We start from the raw sequence: 3,187 nt of genomic DNA on the forward strand, positions 1-3,187 counted from the left end.
TAAATTAGCGCAATTCACTCGTTACTTCACTATTATCCTAGGATTTATCCAAGCTGTGGGTATGTCTTATGGGTTCAATAATATGTCAGGTGGACAGTTGATTGAAAATCCTGGAATTGCAACATACTTGCTTATTGCGACTGTCTTAACGGCAGGAACAGCTTTTCTTTTGTGGTTAGGGGAGCTGATCACTGCTAAGGGTGTGGGTAATGGGATTTCCATCATAATCTTTGCTGGTATCGTAGCTAGTTTGCCTAATACGGCAAATCAGATTTACGCCCAACAATTCGAAAATGCTGGTGATCAATTATTCTTACGAATCATAACGATTATCCTCATAGTTTTAGCAGTATTAGCAATCGTGGTTGCTGTTATTTTTATTCAGCAGGCATTGCGTAAAATTCCTATTCAATATGCTAAACGTGCTGCGGTAGGTCGTACACAAATGGGTGGCCAGTCTACTCATTTACCATTGAAAGTAAATGCTGCGGGGGTTATTCCGGTAATCTTTGCAATGGCATTTATCATTACTCCCACTACAATCGCTTCTTTCTTTGGAAAGAACAGCGTGACTAGTTGGATTTCAACAAATCTTGATTACACCAAGCCAATTGGGATGATCATATATGTTGCTCTTATCATTGCTTTTGCGTATTTTTATGCATTCATTCAGGTTAATCCTGAACAAATGGCTGAGAATTTGAAAAAGCAAGGTGGCTATGTGCCGGGGATTCGTCCAGGTAAGAGTACACAAGAATATTTAACACGTGTTTTATACCGTTTGACGTTTGTAGGCTCTATATTTTTAGCCATCATTGCCGTTTTACCGGTATTTTTCATTAAGCTTGCTGATTTACCTCAATCTGCACAGATTGGTGGTACCAGTTTGCTAATCGTAGTGGGGGTTGCCCTTGATACGATGAAGCAGCTGGAATCACAACTTGTGAAGAGACACTATAAAGGCTTTATAAAGTAATGAGTTTTGGGAACGGCTTGTTCCCTTTACCCATTATAGAGTTTGAGGGGGAAGAAAATTGAATCTAGTGTTAATGGGTCTGCCGGGTGCTGGTAAGGGCACTCAAGCTGAACAAATCGTAGAAAAATATAATATCCCTCATATCTCTACTGGAGATATGTTCCGAACAGCTATCAAAGATGGAACAGAATTAGGTCTAAAGGCAAAATCATTCATGGACAAAGGCGAATTGGTACCTGATGAAGTTACCATTGGCATTGTACGTGAACGTTTAAGCAAGGAAGACTGCCTAAAAGGATTTTTGCTTGATGGTTTTCCACGTACTGTGGCGCAGGCAGAGGCACTTGAAAGCATTCTTACTGATTTAGATCGAAAAATGAATTTTGTCATTAATATCGATGTTGATAAAAGCATCTTAATGGAAAGATTGACAGGACGTCGTATTTGCAAATCATGTGGTGCGACATATCATCTTGTTTTCAATCCGCCTGTTAAAGATGATGTATGCGACCGCTGCGGCGGAGAATTACATCAACGTGCCGACGATAATGCAGAAACGGTTCAAAATCGCTTAGATGTGAATTTGAAACAAACCAAACCACTTCTTGATTTCTACGGAGACAAAGGATACTTGGTTAACATTGACGGACAGCAAGATATTAATAAGGTATTTGAAAATATCGATGTGTTGCTTGGTGCTTTACAAAATTAATCATTCGTATTGATTTATGAAATTCATACCATTTTTATAACTTACTAGTTAAACTTGGTGCATTCCTATAATACAAAGGGTATAATGGATTTCGCGAGAGCATTCGCACATTTATTAATCAGGTTCTTGTACTTGGTATTCCCTGAATTGGGCGATTACTTTTTAAGTGATCTTCATGGACATATCCGGTCGGCAAAATTGATGAAGAAATGCAGTGACTCTATTGGGATTCCTAAAGAGTCGTGATATAGAGGGTTGAAAGAAGCTATGTCAGGCGTGCGCCTTTCAAACATCTCCCATGCTATTCAAACCTATGTCGAGACTAATTGCTTCTCTATTTCGAGAGTATGTCGGTCACGGAATCGGTCAAGACTTACATGAGGACCCATAAAATCCTCATTTCGGTCCAACTGATAAAGGTCCTCAGTTTAAGCCTGGTTCTACAAAATGGTGAATACTTGATGCAGAATTGTATGACTTTTGAGGATAATTGGACTGGAGTAATGTTGACGGAAAGATGTGTACCTTTAATAGGTTCACGCATAGAGAAGGGAGAATCACTTTAATGGCGAAAGATGATGTAATTGAAGTAGAAGGCACAGTACAAGAGACTTTGCCAAATGCAATGTTTAAGGTAGAATTAGAAAATGGTCATACTGTTTTAGCTCATGTATCCGGTAAAATTCGTATGCACTTTATTCGCATTTTGCCTGGAGATAAAGTTACGGTTGAGCTTTCCCCGTATGATCTAACTCGCGGCAGAATCACATACCGGTTCAAATAATCCGGTTACGCTCCGATCTGTATAAGGAGGTTAGATAGCAATGAAAGTCAGACCATCAGTCAAACCAATCTGCGAAAAGTGTAAAGTTATCCGCAGAAAAGGTAAAGTTATGGTTATTTGCGAAAACCCTAAACATAAACAAAAACAAGGCTAAATAGAAGGAGGTGCACTCAAGCATGGCACGTATTGCTGGAGTAGATATTCCCCGTGACAAACGGATTGTTATCTCATTAACATATATATATGGTATTGGAAAACAAACAGCGATCAAGATTCTTGCAGAAGCAGGCGTTTCTGAAGAAACTCGCGTTCGTGACTTAACGGAAGACGAATTGAACAAAATTCGTGATATCATTGACAAGCTTAAAGTAGAAGGCGACCTTCGTCGTGAAATCTCCCTAAACATCAAACGTTTAATGGAAATCGGTTCTTACCGTGGTTTACGTCACCGTCGTGGTCTTCCTGTTCGTGGACAAAATACTAAAAACAATGCTCGTACGCGTAAAGGACCTCGTCGTACTGTAGCTAACAAGAAAAAATAATTAGTAAAGGAGGTTACTTTTCATGGCACGTAAAACTAATACACGTAAACGTCGTGTGAAAAAGAATATAGAAACTGGTATTGCACATATTCGTTCAACATTCAATAACACTATCGTTACGATCACTGACTCTCATGGTAATGCTATTTCTTGGTCAAGTGCTGGAGCTCTAG

General features: G+C 39.3%; 6 protein-coding genes and 1 pseudogene. All 7 read left to right on the top strand.

The features are described 5' to 3' along the window. Window positions 1–976 (top strand): preprotein translocase subunit SecY (secY, locus tag Q0371_RS00210; RefSeq protein WP_298466660.1); only part of this gene is annotated, 976 nt, incomplete at its 5' end. 58 nt (window positions 977–1,034) lie between these two features. Further along, window positions 1,035–1,688: an adenylate kinase gene (locus tag Q0371_RS00215; RefSeq protein WP_298466663.1), complete on the top strand. Its 654-nt coding sequence runs from the start codon at window positions 1,035–1,037 to the stop codon at window positions 1,686–1,688. Window positions 1,689–1,759: 71 nt separating this feature from the next. Further along, window positions 1,760–2,076: pseudogene (locus Q0371_RS00220) on the top strand (M24 family metallopeptidase); the annotation flags it as partial. A gap of 177 nt (window positions 2,077–2,253) precedes the next feature. After that, window positions 2,254–2,472: a translation initiation factor IF-1 gene (infA, locus tag Q0371_RS00225; RefSeq protein WP_028390440.1), complete on the top strand. Its 219-nt coding sequence runs from the start codon at window positions 2,254–2,256 to the stop codon at window positions 2,470–2,472. 40 nt (window positions 2,473–2,512) lie between these two features. Continuing rightward, on the top strand, window positions 2,513–2,626 hold the full coding sequence (gene rpmJ / locus Q0371_RS00230) for a 50S ribosomal protein L36 (protein ID WP_003156543.1): 114 nt from the start codon (window positions 2,513–2,515) through the stop codon (window positions 2,624–2,626). Between the two features lie 22 nt (window positions 2,627–2,648). Then, window positions 2,649–3,014 carry a 30S ribosomal protein S13 gene (gene rpsM / locus Q0371_RS00235; RefSeq protein ID WP_034304978.1) on the top strand — a complete coding sequence of 122 codons (366 nt, stop codon included), beginning with the start codon at window positions 2,649–2,651 and terminating at the stop codon, window positions 3,012–3,014. 22 nt (window positions 3,015–3,036) lie between these two features. After that, window positions 3,037–3,187 (top strand): 30S ribosomal protein S11 (gene rpsK, locus Q0371_RS00240; RefSeq protein WP_298466746.1); only part of this gene is annotated, 151 nt, incomplete at its 3' end.

Source organism: uncultured Psychrobacillus sp. (assembly GCF_938022135.1).
Lineage (GTDB): Bacteria > Bacillota > Bacilli > Bacillales_A > Planococcaceae > Psychrobacillus.

What these genes read in the sequence shown, in the direction of transcription:
- rpsM (WP_034304978.1), top strand. Translation starts at nt 2,649, where the DNA reads ATGGCACGTATTGCTGGAGTAGATATTCCCCGTGACAAACGGATTGTT.
- rpmJ (WP_003156543.1), top strand. Translation starts at nt 2,513, where the DNA reads ATGAAAGTCAGACCATCAGTCAAACCAATCTGCGAAAAGTGTAAAGTT.
- infA (WP_028390440.1), top strand. Translation starts at nt 2,254, where the DNA reads ATGGCGAAAGATGATGTAATTGAAGTAGAAGGCACAGTACAAGAGACT.